General features: G+C 37.4%; 17 protein-coding genes. All 17 read right to left on the minus strand.

From position 1 onward, the window contains the following. Nucleotides 1-5 precede the first annotated feature (5 nt). Nucleotides 6-770: a polysaccharide deacetylase family protein gene (locus tag K9L86_02610; GenBank protein ID MCF7907752.1), complete on the minus strand. Its 765-nt coding sequence runs from the start codon at nucleotides 768-770 to the stop codon at nucleotides 6-8. Beyond that, nucleotides 767-1,840, minus strand: a complete 1,074-nt coding sequence (locus K9L86_02615; protein ID MCF7907753.1) for a glycosyltransferase family 4 protein — start codon at nucleotides 1,838-1,840, stop codon at nucleotides 767-769. The genes K9L86_02610 and K9L86_02615 overlap by 4 nt, the downstream gene beginning before the upstream one ends. Next, on the minus strand, nucleotides 1,840-3,894 hold the full coding sequence (locus K9L86_02620) for a glycosyltransferase (protein ID MCF7907754.1): 2,055 nt from the start codon (nucleotides 3,892-3,894) through the stop codon (nucleotides 1,840-1,842). Before K9L86_02620 ends, K9L86_02615 begins: the two co-directional genes overlap by 1 nt. Then, on the minus strand, nucleotides 3,894-5,699 hold the full coding sequence (locus K9L86_02625) for a mitochondrial fission ELM1 family protein (GenBank protein ID MCF7907755.1): 1,806 nt from the start codon (nucleotides 5,697-5,699) through the stop codon (nucleotides 3,894-3,896). Before K9L86_02625 ends, K9L86_02620 begins: the two co-directional genes overlap by 1 nt. A 2-nt stretch (nucleotides 5,700-5,701) precedes the next feature. Beyond that, nucleotides 5,702-6,721, minus strand: coding sequence for a tetraacyldisaccharide 4'-kinase (lpxK, locus tag K9L86_02630; GenBank protein MCF7907756.1), 1,020 nt, complete (start codon nucleotides 6,719-6,721; stop codon nucleotides 5,702-5,704). After that, on the minus strand, nucleotides 6,714-8,018 hold the full coding sequence (locus tag K9L86_02635) for a 3-deoxy-D-manno-octulosonic acid transferase (GenBank protein ID MCF7907757.1): 1,305 nt from the start codon (nucleotides 8,016-8,018) through the stop codon (nucleotides 6,714-6,716). Before K9L86_02635 ends, lpxK begins: the two co-directional genes overlap by 8 nt. Continuing rightward, on the minus strand, nucleotides 8,015-8,896 hold the full coding sequence (locus K9L86_02640; protein MCF7907758.1) for a tyrosine recombinase XerC: 882 nt from the start codon (nucleotides 8,894-8,896) through the stop codon (nucleotides 8,015-8,017). The genes K9L86_02635 and K9L86_02640 overlap by 4 nt, the downstream gene beginning before the upstream one ends. Beyond that, complete coding sequence (topA, locus tag K9L86_02645) at nucleotides 8,896-10,869, minus strand: type I DNA topoisomerase (GenBank protein MCF7907759.1); 1,974 nt, start codon at nucleotides 10,867-10,869, stop codon at nucleotides 8,896-8,898. The genes K9L86_02640 and topA overlap by 1 nt, the downstream gene beginning before the upstream one ends. 5 nt (nucleotides 10,870-10,874) lie before the next feature. Continuing rightward, on the minus strand, nucleotides 10,875-11,789 hold the full coding sequence (gene dprA / locus K9L86_02650; protein MCF7907760.1) for a DNA-processing protein DprA: 915 nt from the start codon (nucleotides 11,787-11,789) through the stop codon (nucleotides 10,875-10,877). Beyond that, a complete protein-coding gene (locus tag K9L86_02655) occupies nucleotides 11,782-12,294 on the minus strand; it encodes a shikimate kinase (protein MCF7907761.1) in 513 nt (170 codons plus the stop codon). The genes dprA and K9L86_02655 overlap by 8 nt, the downstream gene beginning before the upstream one ends. Before the next feature lie 174 nt (nucleotides 12,295-12,468). Continuing rightward, nucleotides 12,469-13,632 carry an acyl-CoA dehydrogenase family protein gene (locus K9L86_02660; GenBank protein ID MCF7907762.1) on the minus strand — a complete coding sequence of 388 codons (1,164 nt, stop codon included), beginning with the start codon at nucleotides 13,630-13,632 and terminating at the stop codon, nucleotides 12,469-12,471. A 16-nt stretch (nucleotides 13,633-13,648) separates the two neighbouring features. Continuing rightward, nucleotides 13,649-14,110: an N-acetyltransferase gene (locus K9L86_02665; GenBank protein ID MCF7907763.1), complete on the minus strand. Its 462-nt coding sequence runs from the start codon at nucleotides 14,108-14,110 to the stop codon at nucleotides 13,649-13,651. Continuing rightward, a complete protein-coding gene (locus K9L86_02670; GenBank protein ID MCF7907764.1) occupies nucleotides 14,107-14,742 on the minus strand; it encodes an acyloxyacyl hydrolase in 636 nt (211 codons plus the stop codon). The genes K9L86_02665 and K9L86_02670 overlap by 4 nt, the downstream gene beginning before the upstream one ends. Before the next feature lie 39 nt (nucleotides 14,743-14,781). Further along, nucleotides 14,782-16,014 carry an NAD(P)/FAD-dependent oxidoreductase gene (locus K9L86_02675; protein ID MCF7907765.1) on the minus strand — a complete coding sequence of 411 codons (1,233 nt, stop codon included), beginning with the start codon at nucleotides 16,012-16,014 and terminating at the stop codon, nucleotides 14,782-14,784. Then, on the minus strand, nucleotides 16,002-16,919 hold the full coding sequence (locus K9L86_02680; GenBank protein MCF7907766.1) for a malate dehydrogenase: 918 nt from the start codon (nucleotides 16,917-16,919) through the stop codon (nucleotides 16,002-16,004). The genes K9L86_02675 and K9L86_02680 overlap by 13 nt, the downstream gene beginning before the upstream one ends. A 10-nt stretch (nucleotides 16,920-16,929) precedes the next feature. After that, on the minus strand, nucleotides 16,930-17,433 hold the full coding sequence (locus K9L86_02685) for a 3-isopropylmalate dehydratase (GenBank protein ID MCF7907767.1): 504 nt from the start codon (nucleotides 17,431-17,433) through the stop codon (nucleotides 16,930-16,932). 9 nt (nucleotides 17,434-17,442) lie between these two features. After that, complete coding sequence (locus K9L86_02690; protein MCF7907768.1) at nucleotides 17,443-18,492, minus strand: type IV pilus twitching motility protein PilT; 1,050 nt, start codon at nucleotides 18,490-18,492, stop codon at nucleotides 17,443-17,445. Between the last annotated feature and the right edge of the window lie 143 nt (nucleotides 18,493-18,635).

The raw sequence follows: 18,635 nt of genomic DNA on the forward strand, positions 1-18,635 counted from the left end.
AATACTTAATAAGGATGCTTGGGTTTTCTAAAAATATCATAAAAACCGCTTAATTTAGCCCAAAGCCTTACTCCGCGATCGCGATCAGTGATTTTAATCCTTCGAAGAGTGAACGGAGTTAACTTTTTAGAAAAACCACGATTGGTAGTGCAAGCACATAAATAACCTGCCAATTCAACCTCTTTTAATGTTTGCCGATTATACCCACCAATCGTATAAGAAAAAAATTTAATCGTTTTCGAAAACAGATCCTCTAAGGCTGCCTTTGAATTTCTAATTTCATAGCTAAGCTCATTCGGCCCTAAACTCGGCAAATAAGCCTCGCTTACTGTATGAGAACCAATAGTTATTTTAGGATTCTCTAAGGCCTGGGCGATATCAACTCTTGATAGATAGCTCGGACTATTTAACTTATCGACAATAATAAAAAATGTAGCCGGAAAATTAAATCTTTTCAATACCTCAAAAGCAACCAGATTATCTTTATGCCCGTCGTCAAAAGTTATAACCAATGACTTTTTAGGAACTGGTGCTCCGGCTCGGCGCAAGCGACAATATTCATCAAGCTCAATCACCCGATAACCATGTCTGTCGATATACTCCATCTGCTTAATAAAATTATCCGGAGCAACAGCCGCATAGTTATCTATCCTTTCTGGGTCAAGTGAATGATACATAAAAATCGGAGTTTCGTAGTTACGATTAAGATACCAAAAAAACGAAAAGAAGATAATCCATACAATTAACAAAGGAATAAAAATCTTTTTCATTGCCCAGCCTCCTGATATACTTTTACGGTTTCAGAAACCATACGTTGCAAGGAAAAATTAAAAACGTCCCTATAGGCCTGTTCAACGATTCTCTCTCTCAATTCTTTACCCGAAATAACTTCCTCAATCGCCGAAGCTAAAGCAAAAGGTTTATAGTCATAAAATAAAATTCCATTTTCACCGTTCCTAATAATTTCTGATATTCCTCCAGTATTGTAGCCAACTACCGGAACCTTTTTAGCAAAAGCTTCAACCACTGAATAACCAAAACCTTCTTTTATCGAAGGAGCAATCAATAAATCTACCAGGTCAAGAAACTCCTCGGAAGTAGTTTGAATAAACTTTACATTGCGATTAAGCTCACTAGCCTCTATCGCCTCTTTTAATTCGTCTTTTAATTTACCTTCACCAGACACTAAAAGATAGGCATCCTTATGCCGGGGAAGTAATTTTTTCATTGCTTCAAGAGCTAAAAAATGTCCTTTCTCTTGAGATATTCTACCAAGAATCCCAATTAGATAATCTCCGGATCCAAACCCATACTGCTTACGATTGATAACCTTAGGAGAAAACTCTTCGGCGTCAATACCATTATAAACCACCCGAATCTTTTTTTCACTAATCCCTAAATCATCAACTAAGTGATGCTTTACTTTTTTACTAACAGCAATTGACAGAACTCCCGAAAACGAAAATAATTTTCGAAACAACCCCGGCTTATAGAACCCGTGGAATGCACAAATGTAAGGAACCTGATATCTTTTCTGAATCAAAGCTCCAAGGCTTTGAGTCGCCCGAGTATTAGCATGAATTAGATCAATTTTAGTTTTACGGATTAATCTTTTCAAAACAAAACAAGAAAACAATATTTTAAAACTAAAAATAGCCTTTGTTTTTATTGGAATATATTTATGTACTATGCCAACTTTCACTAATTCCGGAACCCAACTCCCACCGCTTGAAGCCACGAAAACCGTATGTCCTTGTTTAACCAATCCTTTAGCTAAATTTAAAACATAGCGAGAAACTCCACCGGGATTTAGATGGGTCGCTAAAATCAGAATATTCATTACTTAAACAAGCTCCTAAGCTTATTAAATACTTCCTGCGGTGTTATTTTTTCTAAACAAAGTGAACTTTCAGAAAATTTACATTTTGGTTTATAGCAAAAGGAACAAGGTAATTTTTGACAGAAAGTACTAAGGTTACTAGCCTCCACAGTATGCCGACTAGGGTCAGTTGGTCCAAAAAGAGCAACCACTGGTATTCCGATAGCCATCGCTAGATGAAGAGTTGCTGTGTCGGGGGTGATAAAGACTTTAAGCCTACGCAAGGCTTGAGCTAAACCGCCAAGAGTAGTTTTGCCGCAAAGGCTGATTGGCGGAATTTTCAAAGCAGCTTCAATCTCGGTGGCTAGTTTCTTAGACTGTTCTTCACCGAAAAGCAGAACTTTAGTTCCTGGTAAATTTTTTTGAATCAATTCAATTAACCTAACAATATGTCTAGCCGGCCAATTCTTTGAAACCCAACGTGAAGAGGCCGCTATATTGATTCCAATAAGATTAGCCTCGGGTAAATTAACCTCAGCTCGATTGTTAGTTTCCCAAAAAATTAACTTTTTTTCTTTAAGCCTTACGCCCAATAATTCTAAAATTGACTCTTGAGAGCTAAGCGGATCTAAGTTACGTTTACAAGTTATTCGATTGGAGAGCAACTTACCCCAACGAAGACTATAGCCAAATGAGTAGCGTCCAAAACTTAAAAAAGAAATTAAATGCGAAGCATGATTATTCTGAAAATCAATTATATAATCAAAACTCTCGCGACGTAAATTCTTTGAAAGCTTACAAAGATTAGTAAATTTCTTATAATTATCCTCCACGGTAATAATCTTATCGACATAAGGGCACCCGTCTAATAAGGAATAATACTTCCTTGAAGTCAAAAGAGAAATTTTAGCCTTCGGGTAGGCTTGACGAATCGCTTTAAGCGAAGGGAAACTTAAAATAAGATCACCCAAAGAAGAAATTTTAACTACTAAAATATTTAAACCGCTAATCGTGGACTCATAAACTTTTTTGGTCTCATCTAAACATTGCTCTGAAGCATAAAACCGTTCTACCTTCCTGCGTGCGCACTCAGTAAGCCTTTGGGCATATTGCGGATCCTTCACTAGTTGTAAAATAGCTTGGCCTATTGCTTCAGAGTTTTTAGGTTCAACCAAAATACCATCTTTACCCTGTTCAATTATCTCCTTGAATCCTCCAAGGTTGCTTGCAATTACCGGAACTCCACAAGCAAAAGCCTCAATCACCACCCGGCCAAATGACTCCTCAATTACTGAAGGTGCAATCAGGACTCGTGCTTTACTCAAAGCATCTTCGATATCTTTCTTAAAACCAATAAACTCAACATTGTAATTTAAAGAAAAACGGCTTACCAAACTTTTCAAATAATCCAAATATCTTAGCTTAGATTTATCGGCCGAACCTATTATTTTTAACTTAAAATAAGGATTAAATCGCACCACTCGCCTAAAACCCTCTATCAAATATTCATAACCCTTAGTCGATGAAATACGCCCAATACTAACAATCAAATTACTTTGAGCTCTACTCTGATAATCACAAAAGTTAAACTTAGCTAAATCTACCCAACGTGGTATAACTTTAATCTTCTCGTCACTAACCCCAAACTGTTCCTTCATATGGCGAGCAACTACTTTGGAAGGACAAATAACATATTTACCCCAGCCCATAACATCACTAGACAAAGGGCTTTTGTAAACACCGTGAGCCGTGGTAATAAAGTGGGTCTGAGTTGTCCGTGTTGCAAAAAAGCTTATCCAGGCTGGCACGCGGCTTCGAGCATGAACAATATCAATATTTTCTTTACGAATAATCTCTCTTAATTTTCGTATATAGAGCAAACTAAAGATAGATTTCCTATGCACTGGTAGTTTATAGTGAGTAATACCTTGCTTTTCTAGCTCCTCAACGAGTCTCCCTCCGGAGCTAACCACAATATTGTCCACCCCGCGGTCCTTAAAATATTTTACTAAATCGATCACTCCCCGCTCGATACCACCAATATTCATAGCTGGAAGAATCTGCATTATGCGCATTAAATTAACTCCTTTAAAGCAAAGGCTAGCTTCTCTTTATTCTTTAAAAACATATTCGAAGAGCGCAAGGTTATTGATTCTAAGTCATAGGGTGGCTTGAGAAAATTAATCTCATCCTTTATCGAATCTAAAAACACTTTATGCTTATCATCTTCAATGCCCAGCCAAACACAAACAGTAAACGGATTAATTGAAACACTTTCTGATATCATTGAAATACTATCATTGGATACAAAAGCAATATCCGCTAAAGCATTAAAACCTTCAAAAACAAAATCGAAATTAGCTTGACTTGCCCTGACCCAAGCCTCGGTGTGAGAAAAATGATTAAACTCTTGCTGTAGATATTCCTCAACCTCCTTAGGCGTACGCCGTGAGCTACTTAAAATGATTTTATAATTATTTTTCTCAGCAAATATTTTCAATCCAAACACGAAAGACCTTAAGTTTGTAAAAAACTCTTTTCCGTCTAACAATGGTCCACCGACAAAAAAAGAAATCTTTTTTTCTTCACTTAGTTGAAAAATACTTTTACATTTATTAATTTTATCAGTTAAATTTTCAGGATAGCAAAGTGCTCCTTTAATTGACACTGCTTGTGGGCTACGAATTCGATCATGTTCAGGAATAACTGCTAAATCAAATTTTCGCAATGGCACGTTGGGACGTAAAATAACCGCTGACCTTGCACCTAGATATGAAGCCAGTAACTTATTAACTGGAGCAACAATGCTTCCAGTGCTTATTACAATATCCATGCAAACGCTATCTAAAGCCTGCCAGCTCTTTTTATCAACCAACAACGAAAGCAACCTTCCGGCAAAAACCATATTTGATCCGATACAAGTTGCTAAGATATCGGCAATAAATCTATGCACTTGGCTACGGTAAGTAATTTTAATCACTTGGCTACGTACCGGGTTTTCTCCTTCTTCCAATATTTTAAGTAAAGCTTTGGACTGCTTAAGGTGACCAATCTTACCATCGCTTAAAATTACAACATCGCGATTTATCTTGCGCTTGAAGCGTTTATAATACCAAAAATATTCCCAGGGGTACTTTCTCAAATAATTTTCATAAATCTTATATAAAGATCTCAGAACTTCCTTATCGTCCCTACCAACAACATCAATCGGCTTTCCAATCTCGCTTACATGATAAAAACGTTCCTTGCGATAACAAAAATCAGGAAATATTTTTTTATTAAACTTTTTAGCTAAATATACCGACCCCCTCGGGGTAGGAACTAAATGAGAAAAAAACTCAACTACCGGTGCATCTTTTTCAGCGCCATGATCAATAACTATGCCGATTAAATTCTTCTGCTTTAAATAGCGAATTAATTCCTTTAGGGAAAAAACTACATTGATTTTACCGTCCTGACGTACTTCATTTAAAAAACGGTCCAGCTCTTTATTTTTTTGTTGCTTGGCGAAAACAGCAAAAGTATGCTTATGAGCGAACAAAGATATTGCTGTCTCCCAATTTCCGGCATGGATTCCGACAAAGATACCACCATCAGCAGTAAGGTTTTCCTCTCCTTTTATCGTCACATAAGGATATATCCTAGAAGCAATAAGATTTTCAATAACATCTAAAGCTAAATAACAAAAACTCCGCTTAAGAATTGAATGTACCTCTGAATAAGATTTCTCAGGAAAGGCTAATTTTATGTTTCTAAAAGCTACCCGCCGCTTGCGTGGATGGTAATAAAACCCAAGTCCGATCGTTTTTCCTAAAAACCAAATAATCCAAAGTGGCGTTTTTAATAATATTTTTTGCAGCTGCTTACAAAAACGATACATAACTACTCACCCTTGCCAATAACCTTCGACCTTACCTCAGCCAAAAATTCAAGTTCATTCTCAATTTGCAGTTCTATTTCCATAACAATAATATTAAGCTTACAACTCATAGCCGGAAGATGATATCTATCCTTACTGGTAATTATTAAGTCATGAATATCTTGCGACAATAAATCAGTTTCAATCTTTTTATATTCTAAATCCGAAAGCTCATGATGATCCGGATAGATAATTTCAGATACAAGATTCAACCCCGACTCTTTTAACTTATTAAGAAAACCTTGTGGATATCCAATCGCCGTAAAAACTGCTACCCTTTTATTTTGAAGTTTTTTAGTCTCAATTACTTTCGAACTTAAATCGATAAATTGCCCGAGTCTATAATTAGAAAAATACAAAGAACTGTTACCTGTCAACCGCTTGATTTCTGATATAATTTTGTCGCGATCGGAAATCTCATCCGCATAGTTAATAAGCACCAAATCTGCTCTCTTTAGGGAACTCCAAGGTTCCCTAAAAAAATCTGCTGGGATTAGCTGCCGGCTTCGTGAAAACTCCCTGGCCCCGATAACAACAAGATTAAGCTCCCTTTTTAATCTACGATACTGAAATCCATCATCAAGGATCAGAATCTCAAATCGAGAACCTAACTCTTTTGCTAGGCGACACCTGTCGGGGCTTGAGTATACATTTTGAGATATCTCTTTGAGCAGCAACTCTTCGTCCCGACCGTAGCCGCGACGCAATATCGCAACTTTAAATTCAACCGATAGTCTTTCGTTCAGCCAAATCGCTAAAGAAGTTTTTCCTGAACCTGCCCAAGAAATATTACCGATACTAATAACTTTTGCCTGCGACCGATAAGAACTAAACATATTGTGGTCGTAGAAAAAATTACGTAAGCCTACTACAGCTCCATAAACCCAAGAAAGTATCTCCAAAAACCAATGAAAAACTATTTCCGCTGCGTTTTTTTTATCTTTTTCTAAAAAGCTCAAATAAAGCTGTTTTAATTTAAACATTGCCTTTATTTAGTGCTAACGACTGTAAAACTATTTTTAAATTTTTATCTAAGCTTTGTCGCTCTTGCTGAAAAACCTCATGACAACGACTGCTTAAATTCTTACGTAATGCTTCATCCTTAACTAACCTTAAGAGAACCTGTCTTAATTGCTCCTTATCCTCTACTTTAATTCCAGCCCCCTTTTCCAAAACAACTTCTTCAACATCGAGAAAGTTATCCATATGACAGCCAAAGATAGTCGGCTTCTCGAGGTAAATCGGCTCCAGGATATTGTGTCCTCCATCGGGAGATAAACTCCCGCCAACAAAACAAATATCAGCAAGACCGTAAAAATAAAATAGTTCACCTATTGTATCTAGAATAAAAACTGGATTTTTGCTCTTGTTTGCGCCCTGCAAAAAGCAATTAGAGATTTGACTTACCTTGAAGGGTTCAAAACCTTTAAAACGAGCCAACTTTTCAACAGCTGCCACTCGTTCAGGATGCCGCGGAGCAATCAAAAACCGGAAATTACCCGACGGCTCAACAACATCTTTATATACCTCTAACAAAATCTCTTCTTCCCCGGGATGAGTACAACCAGCAACAAAAAGAAGTTTATCACTGCCCTTGAGAATTGGCTCATAAACTTTTTTGATGTTGGCGGAAACCTTTTGATCAATCGAAATGCTTTCAAATTTCATATTTCCACTAACCACTATCTTACCTTCATCGGCTCCCAAAAAACAAAAACGCTCTTTATACATTTCATTTTGAACCGCTATGTAACTACACTTATTAATTACCACCTTAAGTACCGACCGAATTAGCTTATAGCGCTTAAAGGCCTTATCGGAAATCCTCCCGTTAATAATCAGAATTGGTATTTTACGAGCTGCCAGCTGAAAAAAAAGGTTTGGCCAAATTTCAGTTTCAACGGCAATAAAAACCTTTGGCCGGAACACCTTTATGAAATGCTTAATAACAATAGAAAGGTCTAAAGGAAAAAAGACTACTTGAGCGCAATCAGAATATTTATTTTTCGCTATTCTGTTTCCGGTTAAGGTCGTAGTTGATATGATAATTTGATTATCGTAATATTCCCTTATTTTTTGAATTAAACTTCCAATTACATTTGCCTCGCCAACACTAACTACCTGTATCCAGATAGCTTCTCCGGAAGCTAAATTCTTTACTAATCCAAATTTCTGGCAAAAAGCTGAAAAATTTATTTTCTTACGCCAAATATAAACCGGAAGATAAATAATAAAACCTAGAAAAAAAATACAATCATAAAGTAAAAGTAGTACCTTCATCGTGCTCGTGGGTGCGCTTTTTGGTAAACGTTTTTTAAAGAATCTATCGTAAGATGGGTATATATTTGAGTAGTAGCTATTGTTGAATGACCTAAAAGCTCTTGGACACTTCGCAAATCAGCCCCTCGGTTAAGAAGATGGGTTGCGAAAGAATGCCGAAAAGTATGTGGTGACACATGTAAATTAAGCGCAGCTTTTTTTATATACTTAGAAATAATTAACCTAACTCCGCGATCGCTTAGAGGGCCGTTTCTTCGATTCACGAATAAAGCCTTAGTGTCATCCAGACGGGCATCTACGTATTGCTTAATACTAACCACTGCCGGTTCCCCCAAAGGAAGAAGTCGTTCCTTGCGCCCTTTTCCCTTAACTTTGACAATTCCTCCAATAAGATCTACCTCATCTATTTTTAAGGCGGTCATTTCAGAAACTCGGGCCCCAGTTGAATAGAGAAACTCTAAAATTGCCTTATCGCGAAGAACTAAAACACCATCTCCTTTAGGGAGATTCAAAACCAGGCCAACTTCTTTTTCAGTTAAAAATTTAGGTAACGGCTTATCAAGACGGGGGTAAATTAACGAAGCTGCCGGATTATTCTTCATAATACCTTCGCGTAGAATAAATTTAAAAAAACTTTTAAGAGTAGATATCTTGCGCGATATGGTTCGCTTATCCAATCTCTTTTCACTCAAAACCCCCAGGAACTTACGTAGCAAAAAGTAATCAATGCTTTTAATATCCCTGCAGTTACGTGAGTCCAAAAATTCGGAAAACTCGTTTAAGTCCCGTTGATAATTAATAGCCGTATGCTGGGAATAATTTTTCTCAATAGTTAGATAATTAATAAATTTATCGATATAGTATGAAAAAGAGTTCATTAGTTAACTATAGTTTGTTCTTCTTCTCCTGGCGACTTATCATCAGGAAGACTACGGTTAGTATAAGTACACTTTGGAAAAGAACTGCAACCAAAGAATATTTGACCACGCCGGTTTCTACGCTCAACCAACTCTCCCTGTTTACACTCCGGACAAACTATTCCAGTGGTAATACTTTCAGCATACTTACATTTAGGAAAATGCTCGCAACTCAAGAAACGACCCTTTCTTGACCATTTAATTATCATTCGGCCATCACACTTGGTGCAATTTTTATCCGAATATTCAATTTCTTTTTTCGCTAAAATTAATGACCTGTCCACTCGTTCCTTAAACTGCGGATAAAAATCCTTCAAAATCTTATGCCACTCTATTTTGCCACGCTCAACTTCATCTAGCTTTTCTTCCATCGAAGCGGTGAACCCTTCATCCATAATCTTAGGAAAAAACTCTACTAAAAGTTTAATTACCTTTGCCCCTAAATCAGTCGGAATAAAAGCACGTTTTTCTCGACGGGCATAATTCCTTCTAATCAAAGTAAATATAGTCGGCGCGTAAGTGGATGGCCTACCGATACCTTTTTCTTCAAGCAAGCGCACCAAAGATGCATCGTTATAGCGCGGTGGGGGCTTAGTTACGTGTTCAATCACGTTAAATTCCCCAGCCTCTAAATCTTGCCCTTTTTTAAGGTCGGGCAAAGGGTTATCTTCAGCTCCCGAATCAAGAACTTTAAGATATCCCGGAAAAACTACCCGCCTCCCATCGGCGGCAAATTCACTGTCCTTTGACAAAATTATTGCTTTTTTTTGCTCCAACAAAGCCTCTTTCATAACTGTCGAGAGAAATCTTCGCCAAATTAGTTCATACAGCCGTAGTTCATCATCAGAAAGAGAAGAGGCTAAATCCTCAGGTCTACGATATACGCTAGTCGGTCGTATGGCTTCATGGGCAAGCTGAGCCCCCTTTTTCTTTTTGTAGCGATACTCTTTATCGGCAATATAATCCTGACCAAAGGTTTCACCAACGAACTCTTTAGCTTCATTTTTAGCTTTTGAGCTTACATGAAAAGAATCAGTACGCATATACGTGATCAGACCGACGCTTTCATCATTAATTTGGATACCTTCGTATAGCTTCTGGGCAATCATCATTGTTTTTTGAGCCGAGAAATGTAATTTGTTAAAAGCTTCTTGCTGTAAAAGTGAAGTAATATGTGGCGAAGGTGGTTTTCTCGTAGAGTTTTTCTTTATTATATCTTTTACCGAAAAATCTTGATCTTTAACTATCGCTATACACTGATCGGCATCGGTTATTTTAGTAAATATTCCTTTTTTACTTCTGTACTTATTAAGTTTGGCCTTAAAAGTTAAATCCTGAGTCTTAAATTGAGCTTCAACTGAATAAGTAGTTTGTGGTTTAAATTTTTCTATTTCTTTTTCACGCTCAACGATAAACTTTAAAGCTATCGACTGTACTCTTCCGGCTGAAAGACCGCGAACTATCTTTTTCCACAAAAGCGGTGAAAGACTATAACCAACAACTCGGTCTAAAACTCTTCGGGCAATCTGTGAATTAACCCTATTAACATCTAGCTTACTCGGATGCTTAAAAGCCTCAATTAAAGCCTCCTTAGTAATTTCATGAAAGGTCACCCGACTGAACTTCGTTGTTACTTCTGATAGCTGTTCTTTTATATGCCAACTTATCGCCTCCCCTTCTCGATCCGGGTCAGTAGCCAAATAAACTACCTTTTTCTTTTTGGCTTTTTTCTTTAACTGCTTTACTGCTTTTTCTTTTCCCGAAATAATCTTATAGTTTGGTTCAAAATTATTTTCGATGTCTATTGAAATTTTATTGACCGGTAAATCTACTAAATGCCCCATTGAAGAGACAACTTCGTAATCTTTTCCTAAAATCGAGCCAATGGTCTTTGCTTTTGTCGGCGATTCAACTATAACTAAATACTTACTCATAATTACTAATTACTCTCCAGTTTTACTAAATTTTCCTCTTTATCTTTAAATTTATCAAAATTAATATTTAATTCATCTAAAATATCCTCTAAAGTCTCAACTAATTTTGCTCCATCTTTGATTAAAAAATGCGGCCCTTTGCTCAAAAGAGAATTGACTGGCCCCGGAATAGCGAACACTTCACGATTCTGTTCGCAAGCTAACCGAGCAGTAATTAAGGCGCCGCTTCTTTTGGCTGCCTCAACAACTAATACCCCACATGAAAGACCGCTAACAATTCGGTTACGTCGCGGAAAATTTTCCGGTAAAGGCGGGGTATTAAGCGGAAACTCGCTAATAACCACTCCCTTTGCGGTAATTTTTTCAAAAAGAGCCTGATTTTCCCGAGGATAAACATTAAGCAAACCACTACCTAAAACCGCAACCGTCTCACCGGTCTCTATTGCTCCTTTGTGAGCTGCGGTATCAACCCCCCTAGCTAAACCAGAAATAATAACAATACCTAAAGAAGAAAGCTTAACAGCATAATCGTGAGCCAAAGAAATTCCATAATTAGTCGCATTTCTACTTCCAACGATAGCAAATAAGGGCTTATTCAAAACAGTTAAATCACCCTCCAGATAAAGAAGTAGCGGCGCTGAATCGATTTCTCTTAATAGGCTCGGATAACCAGGGTCAAAAATATCCAGACAAATAACTTTATTCTTTTCAATCAAACGTAGTTCATCATCGAAAACTTTAGAATTTCGAAACTTTAAAATTTTTTCGATATCATTATTAGTTAAAGAAGAAATCTCCCTTAACTCAGCAACATTTACTCTCAATAGTGAATCTAAATCCGAAAAACTAGCGACTAAGTCTTTTATCTTCTTAGGTGAAAGATTTATAAGATTAAGTAAAATTGAACTTTTTTTAGCCATTAGTTAACTTTAACAACTCGATAATTTTATAAACTACTCCCTCTGGGTCTAGTTTATCAGTGTCAACTGTATAGTCAGCCTGTTCATAGTATGGTTTTCGAGCAACAAGTAACCTTTCGATTACCGCCAAAGGATCCTTAGTGTTTAGCAACGGTCGGTGAATCTTATGCTTAGTTCTTTCATGAATTGTTGAAGCCTTTGCCGAAAGAGAGACCACTACTCCGCTTTCTTTTAAAATACCTAGATTATCTTCATTACAGATAAGCCCACCGCCACAGCTAATCACTAAATCACTTTTTGCTGACAATTCCCTAAGTAATTCTTGCTCGAGACGACGAAAATGGGCTTCGCCCGAATCGGCAAAAATGTTCGTAATCGACTTGCCTTGGTCTTCTTCAATGGCTACATCCATATCAACAAAGCCACGATTTAACTTCTTAGCCAAAAAACTAGCAACCGTCGTCTTACCGGTTCCCATAAACCCTACGATATATATATTATTCATAAAAATAAAATGGTTTCTTGTGTGCTATATAGGTAAGTAGTATTATCAACAGATTTATGAAAAAAGTCAAGCTGGAGATTAAAAAGACAGTAAATTATAAAAAATAAAACCCTAACCGATTGATTAACAGTCAGTTAGGGTTAGTAAACCGATATCTGGTTTCTTTAGGCTCGTTTACTTACCGTATTTCTTTATCAGTTCAAGAGCAATAATATTCCTCTGAATTTGGTTTGTGCCTTCATAAATTTGAGTAATTTTGGCATCGCGCATAAATTTCTCAATCGGATAGTCACGCATATAGCCATAGCCACCATAGATTTGAACAGCATTGGTAGTAACCTCCATGGCCACATCTGAAGCAAACATCTTAGCGGCAGCCGAAGCTACCCCAACATCCTTTGACCCCCGATCAACCATCGAAGCGCAAGCATAAACTAGGCTTCGAGCAGCCTCAATCTTAGTAGCCATATCCGCCAACATCCATTGTATACCCTGAAATGAGCTTATCGGTTTGCCAAACTGTATACGTTCATGTGCATATTTGGTTGCAAGTTCTAAAGCTCCTTGAGCAATACCAACAGCCTGAGCAGCTACCCCCGGACGAGATTGATCAAAAGTCCTCATAGTAGCAATAAAACCTAATCCTTCACGGCCACCAAGTAGATTTTCCTGAGGAACCTTAACATCATTAAAAACAAGTTCTCCAGTAGAAGAAGCTCTTATGCCTAATTTTTCTTCCTTTTTACCAAAAGTAAATCCCTCAGCCCCTTTCTCGACTATAAACGCTGAAACTCCTCGCGGCCCCCTGGATTTATTGGTTACTGCAACAACCGTATAAACTTGAGCATCACCAGCATTAGTAATAAAATGCTTAGTGCCATTTAAAATATAATAATCACCGTCTTTTTTAGCAGTTGTTTTTACCGCTGCGGCATCTGATCCGGCCTCTGGTTCAGTTAAACCAAAAGCAGTCAAATGTTTGCCGGAAGCAATGTCCGGTAAATATTTCTTTTTTTGATCTTCAGTTCCATGTAGTAAAATTGGAAACATACCCAAAAATGATGCTGCATAAGAAGTTGCCACGCCTCCGTCAACACGAGATATCTCTTCAGTTGCAATACACAGCTCAGCTAGCCCCGAACCCATTCCGCCATAGGCCTCTGGGATACAAAGTGAAAAAAGATCCGATTGAGCAAGGATTTGCATAATATCTTTAGGAAATTCCTCCTTCTCATCGAGTTCCCTGGACTGAGGACGAATCTTTTCCTCAGCAATTTGGCGACATAGCTCCCGTAACATTTTTTGATCTTCAGTTAGATTATGATCAACAATAAACATAATCAATCCTCCTAGATTATTTACCCTTTAATTTTAAAATTACCGCCTCCTCAGAACAATTAGGAAAACTCATACAATGTATGCAGTCACTCCAAATTTTATGCGGTAACTTCTTACGAGATATTTTTTTAAAACCTAACTTTTTAAAAAACTGAGGAACAAAGGTTAATGCAAAAATATTACTTACCTCTAACCTTCTAGCTTCCTCTAAACATTTTAAAACTAGTTTTTTTCCAATGCCGCGGCCTTGAAAACTCTTAGCAATGGCTAAAGACTTTACTTCACCGAGATCTTGCCAACCGACAACGCTAAGAGCGCAACAGCCAATTATTCGTTTACCCTGGGTATAAACCCAAAAATCACGTATATGCTCATAGATATAATTTAAAGAACGCTCTAAAACTCTGCCCTCTTTGGCCCAAGCATTAATAAGAGCTTGAATTTTTTTACTATCAGTTAGAGTAGCTTTTCTTATCATTCAAAAAAGAATGTGATGCCAGCTAAATACATTTTTGCATCTATACCTTTGTTCGGATGTTTTATGCTGGCATTAGAAAGGTGGCGGTGACGATATTCACAACTAAAAGCAATATTATCCTTCAAGCTCCAATGAAACCCAACCGACCCCTGAGGTAAAAAATTCCACTGTGTTCCCTGCTCTTTCGTCTCCTGAGACATATAAATTAAACCAAGACCGCCTTTAATATAAGGTTGGAACCAATCAGTAAGCGGAAAATCATATTCAACTAGAAAATTCGAACCTACCTCAAACTCATCGCTGGGACTGGTAATAACATTAAAAAATGGTTCGAGTACAAAATCTAGGTAACCTTTAGTGCTAATGCCAACTTTTGAAAAAAAAGGCCTTGCATCGTAACCCAAAGAAACCAAAAGAGATACGCCTCGATTATCATGCTCGTGCTTCATTCGCTCGTCTAAAAACCCGGTAAAGATTCCAATTTTACGCAAGCCTCCTTCTTTGGCGGTTGGGACTTCAGTAGCAACTTTAGCCTGGCCTTTACCTTCAATGCTATCTAAAGTGTCGCTAATACCGGCATAAGTAAAACCTGGAATAAAAAGAAAAACTAAAACAACTACTATCTTTTTCATCGTTATATTGTAGCAAAAATACTTACTATTGCAACTTTTTTATTGCACTAATAAGGGAATGATTTCAGAAAGGGTAGGATGAATAAAAAGGCATTTCTTTAAATCATTCAAATTTAATTGATTCTTTATGCAAAGCGAAAAAATACTGATTAGCTCGCCAGCATGCTTTGAAATTATCCCGGCACCAATTATCTTCCCCTGGTCATCGATCAAAACCTTCATAAATCCGTCGCTATCGTCATAGACATGAGCCGAAGAAAACTTTAAAAAGTTTGACTTTATAACTTTAAAATTAATTCCTTCTAACTTAGCCTCAGCTTCTAAAATACCAACCTTAGCTAGCTGGGGTTGAGAAAATACACATTCCGGTAATCCACTATAATCTTCAAGAATATTTTTACCGCTTATATTGTCAACCGCAAGACGCCCTTGATATTCCGCCACATAGGCCAGAAGGCGTTTTCCAATCACGTCGCCACAAGCATAAATATTATCCTGAGAAGTTTTAAGGTAATTGTCTGTTTTAATCCAGCCATTACCGTCAACTAAAACAGCAGCATTTTCTAATTTTAAGCCTTCCAAGCTCGGGCTTCGGCCAACTGCTTGGACGATCATAGAAAACTTACTGAAATCATACTTATTAGCATCGACTCCGGTTTCCAGCTCAACCCCCTGCCGCTTGAGAATTACTTCTAAACGCGAGCTAAGTTGGCTATCAAAACTAGGTAAAATCTGATTTTCTTTTTCAATCAGAAGTACTTTTTTACCGAATTTGTGTAAAAGCGAAGATAATTCTACCCCCACATAGCCGGCTCCAATAATTAAAATATTATCAGCTAAAATTTTTTGATCAAGAACCGATTCAACTGAAATAGTTTTTGATGATTTAAAAATATCTTTGGAAAGAGACCCTGAAGCGATAATAATATTTTTAGCTAAGACTTTTTCTCCGTTTACAGCTAAAGTATTTTTATCGACAAAAGAAGCTTCCCCGAAAATAATATCTAACCCTTGCTTCTTTAGAGAACCGATTATCGGTAACTTAATTTTTTCAATCAGAGCTTGCTTTAATACCAATAAGTCAGACCAAGATTTACTTGAGTTAGAATTTTGAATAAAAAATTTGGTAGGAATGCAACCTTGATTCAAGCAAACACCGCCGAAAGCATTTTCGCTTTTATCAATCAAGATTGACTTTAAACCCGCGGCTAAGGCGCTCTTGGCGGCAGATATCCCAGCCGGGCCTGCTCCGATAATCGCTAGATCATACATTCTTTAAACAGTTTTTCAGCTTTTTTAAGAGCGGTTTTTTCTTTTTTAGTCAACTCTACTTCGATAATCTTGGCGATTCCTTTGCGATTAATAAAACAAGGCACGCCTAAACAAATATTATTTAAACCATACTCACCCTTAAGCATCGCTGATACTGGAATAAGCTCATTTTTATTGTAAACAATAGTTTCAATCAACCGCGAGCAAGCAGCAGCCGGTCCAAAACGAGCGCTAGACTTTTTTAAAACACTGACTATTTCAGCCCCGCGAAGCTGAACTCTCTCTTCGATTGTTTTAGCCTTAGATTTACCAACTACGGACTCTAAACTTTTTGTAGCAATAGTTATTCGTTTAGACTCAACAATCATATCCTTACTATGCGGTCCATAAGCAAACCCTTGCATCGAAAGTGTCGAAGCTCCAGTCGAATTGTGTAAAATATTAAAAAGACGGCTCGTATCTAAAGAAGACCCCATGCCAATGACTCGATTACGCGGGAAACCAGTCTCCTTGGCAACTATATAAGTAATAAAATCTAAAGGATTAGTTACGGCGATAACTATCGCATTCTTAGCGAGCTTTTTTATCTTTTCGGAAATTTCTTTAGCAATTTTTGAGTTAATTTTTAAAAGGTCAAGACGGGTCATACCTTTTTTACGCGCAAGACCTGCGGTAATAACAACTATATCTGAATTTTTGATATCAGACAGTCTGTTGCTTCCTTTAATTTTAGTTGAAAATCCAAAAGATCCCCGACAATCCTCCAAATCTAAACCCGAACCCTTGGCCAGATCAGCGTCAATATCAATAAGTGCTAACTCATTAACCGGCAGTCGGTTAAGAATAGTAAACGCAAGGGTAGCACCAACTCCACCAACACCAACTATCGAAATCTTATTAACCATGCAATTAAGCTTATTTGATTTTAAATCCTTTATTTTTCTTAAGATAGCTTAAAATACCCCCACAGTAGATTAACTCCTTCCTAAAGCTATCCCAAGGTTTAAACTCCAGGCAGGCAGAGCTTTTTTCTTTAGTAATTATGCCTTTATCAAAATTTATGCTGATCTTATCGGCTTCTTTTAAAGAATTAGTATTTGCCTCAACTAAAGCTAAGCCAATGTTAAAAGCGTTTCGATAAAAAATTCTAGCAAAGCTCTTGGCCACAACGCAAACTACGCCAGCCTCTTTTATAACCCAGGGAGCTTGTTCGCGCGACGAACCCATACCAAAGTTTTCGCCGGCTACAATTATTGACTTTTTCGGTTCAAGTTCATCATAAAACCCCGGACGTATGTCTTCAAAAAGATAATGAGCCAATTCTTTCATGTCAGTAATTGAAAACTTATACCGCCCAGAGATTATCCAATCAGTATTGATGTTGTTACCGAATTTAAATACTTTTCCTTTTAAAGTCATTGCTGTTCTCTATAAACTTTCAAACTCGACAACGTTTTTAACCTTTCGCAGGGCTACATCTTTAGTGATAATTTTCTTTTTATAAAGCTCTTTTAAGCTTTTATCCATTGTATGCATTCCATATTGTGCACCCATCTGAAGCAAAGAAGGAATCTGGGCGATGTCATTCTCTCTAATTAAATTACGTATACCCGGAGTTGACACCATAACCTCAGTAGCAAGAACCCTTCCTGCATTGTCAGCTCTGGGAAGTAGCACCTGAGATAAAACTCCCTGTAAGCATTCAGCTAGTTGAACAGTAACTTGACGTTGTTGGTGCGGTGGAAAAACATCGATGATTCTTTGAACTGTCTGGGGAGCATCTGGTGTGTGCAAAGTAGCTAAAACTAGATGTCCAGTTTCAGCTGCCGTAAGGGTAGTTGAAATAGTATCTAAATCTCTCATCTCACCGACCACGATAACATCAGGATCCTGGCGCAAAATTCGCTTTAAAGCCTCTGGAAAGGAGTGGGTGTCAGAATATACTTCTCGTTGTTTTATGATACTCTTTTTATTAACGTGAATAAATTCAATCGGATCTTCTACGCAAATAACCATCTCTTCACGTTCTTTATTGATAAAATCGATCATCGAAGCAAGGGTCGTACTTTTTCCGGTTCCGGTAGGCCCAGTAACTAAAACCAATCCATTAGGCCTTTTAACAAAATCATAAACTACATCCGGCAATCCCAAGCTATCAATGGATGGGATTTCCATCGGTACCCGACGCATCGCCGCCTCAACACTACCCTTTTGAATATGAACGTTTACTCTATAGCGGTCCATATCCGGCAAGGCAAAGGAAAAATCTAACTCCTTATCTCGTTCAAATAAAGCCTTCTGCTCATTATTAAGCATACTGTAAATTAAATGCTTAGTTTCCTCACTGTTAAGCGGATCAAACTCACCGATACTTAACTTGCCGTCAACTCGAAAAATAGGAGGATTATCTGCGCTGAGATGAAGATCGCTCGCCCCTTTATCCTGTGTTTGTTTAAGAAGCTGATTTATATTAACCATATTGTCCTCCTATGTTAATTGTCCAGTATATTCTACTCTCAAAATATCAAGCCATTTATCGCAAGCCCTACATTAGGCTGGAGATAAATGGTAAACTTTTTTATCAGATTGTAATTTAAAATTACTAAAATCTTCAAATACCC

It is taken from the genome of Candidatus Omnitrophota bacterium, from assembly GCA_021735655.1.
In the GTDB taxonomy this organism is placed as follows: domain Bacteria; phylum Omnitrophota; class Gorgyraeia; order Duberdicusellales; family 4484-171; genus JAHKAJ01.

What these genes read in the sequence shown, in the direction of transcription:
- K9L86_02610 (MCF7907752.1), bottom strand. Translation starts at nt 770, where the DNA reads ATGAAAAAGATTTTTATTCCTTTGTTAATTGTATGGATTATCTTCTTT.
- K9L86_02615 (MCF7907753.1), bottom strand. Translation starts at nt 1,840, where the DNA reads ATGAATATTCTGATTTTAGCGACCCATCTAAATCCCGGTGGAGTTTCT.
- K9L86_02620 (MCF7907754.1), bottom strand. Translation starts at nt 3,894, where the DNA reads ATGCGCATAATGCAGATTCTTCCAGCTATGAATATTGGTGGTATCGAG.
- K9L86_02625 (MCF7907755.1), bottom strand. Translation starts at nt 5,699, where the DNA reads ATGTATCGTTTTTGTAAGCAGCTGCAAAAAATATTATTAAAAACGCCA.
- lpxK (MCF7907756.1), bottom strand. Translation starts at nt 6,721, where the DNA reads ATGTTTAAATTAAAACAGCTTTATTTGAGCTTTTTAGAAAAAGATAAA.
- K9L86_02635 (MCF7907757.1), bottom strand. Translation starts at nt 8,018, where the DNA reads ATGAAGGTACTACTTTTACTTTATGATTGTATTTTTTTTCTAGGTTTT.
- K9L86_02640 (MCF7907758.1), bottom strand. Translation starts at nt 8,896, where the DNA reads ATGAACTCTTTTTCATACTATATCGATAAATTTATTAATTATCTAACT.
- topA (MCF7907759.1), bottom strand. Translation starts at nt 10,869, where the DNA reads ATGAGTAAGTATTTAGTTATAGTTGAATCGCCGACAAAAGCAAAGACC.
- dprA (MCF7907760.1), bottom strand. Translation starts at nt 11,789, where the DNA reads ATGGCTAAAAAAAGTTCAATTTTACTTAATCTTATAAATCTTTCACCT.
- K9L86_02655 (MCF7907761.1), bottom strand. Translation starts at nt 12,294, where the DNA reads ATGAATAATATATATATCGTAGGGTTTATGGGAACCGGTAAGACGACG.
- K9L86_02660 (MCF7907762.1), bottom strand. Translation starts at nt 13,632, where the DNA reads ATGTTTATTGTTGATCATAATCTAACTGAAGATCAAAAAATGTTACGG.
- K9L86_02665 (MCF7907763.1), bottom strand. Translation starts at nt 14,110, where the DNA reads ATGATAAGAAAAGCTACTCTAACTGATAGTAAAAAAATTCAAGCTCTT.
- K9L86_02670 (MCF7907764.1), bottom strand. Translation starts at nt 14,742, where the DNA reads ATGAAAAAGATAGTAGTTGTTTTAGTTTTTCTTTTTATTCCAGGTTTT.
- K9L86_02675 (MCF7907765.1), bottom strand. Translation starts at nt 16,014, where the DNA reads ATGTATGATCTAGCGATTATCGGAGCAGGCCCGGCTGGGATATCTGCC.
- K9L86_02680 (MCF7907766.1), bottom strand. Translation starts at nt 16,919, where the DNA reads ATGGTTAATAAGATTTCGATAGTTGGTGTTGGTGGAGTTGGTGCTACC.
- K9L86_02685 (MCF7907767.1), bottom strand. Translation starts at nt 17,433, where the DNA reads ATGACTTTAAAAGGAAAAGTATTTAAATTCGGTAACAACATCAATACT.
- K9L86_02690 (MCF7907768.1), bottom strand. Translation starts at nt 18,492, where the DNA reads ATGGTTAATATAAATCAGCTTCTTAAACAAACACAGGATAAAGGGGCG.